The following is a 314-nucleotide window of genomic DNA, read 5'->3' as shown; positions in this document are numbered from 1 at the left end:
TCTTGGTGTGCAGCAGCCGCTCGGCGTGGATCTTGATGTCGGACCCGGAGCTGGGGAGGCCTGCCGATGGCTGGTGGATCAGGATCTCGGGATTGGCCGAGCGAAGCGCTTGCCCCGATTTGAGCCGCTGGGCAGGCGCTGCTGCATGGGGGGCGGCATGCCCGTGGCGGTCGAGACCACAGCGCTCCTGAGATGGCGCATGGCGTCGTAGATCGCCATGCTGGCGGGGATGGAGACAGCGGGTGTGGTGATGTAGAGGTAGCTGGCCTTGTCCGGGCCGGCGGCCATGCGGACCAGGGTTCGGGTGGTCCTGC

1 protein-coding gene is annotated in these 314 nt (G+C 67.8%); it reads right to left on the bottom strand.

What is annotated here, in order from left to right:
- Positions 1 to 78: 78 nt before the first annotated feature.
- On the bottom strand, positions 79 to 314 hold a 236-nt coding region (locus tag ADL25_RS18785; RefSeq protein WP_420711348.1), incomplete at its 5' end, for an ATP-dependent Clp protease proteolytic subunit.

Source organism: Streptomyces sp. NRRL F-5122, assembly GCF_001507435.1.
In the GTDB taxonomy this organism is placed as follows: Bacteria; Actinomycetota; Actinomycetes; order Streptomycetales; family Streptomycetaceae; genus Streptomyces; species Streptomyces lannensis.
The sequence above is the reverse complement of the archived record's forward strand: the minus strand, read 5'-3'. Positions and strand labels throughout refer to the sequence as shown.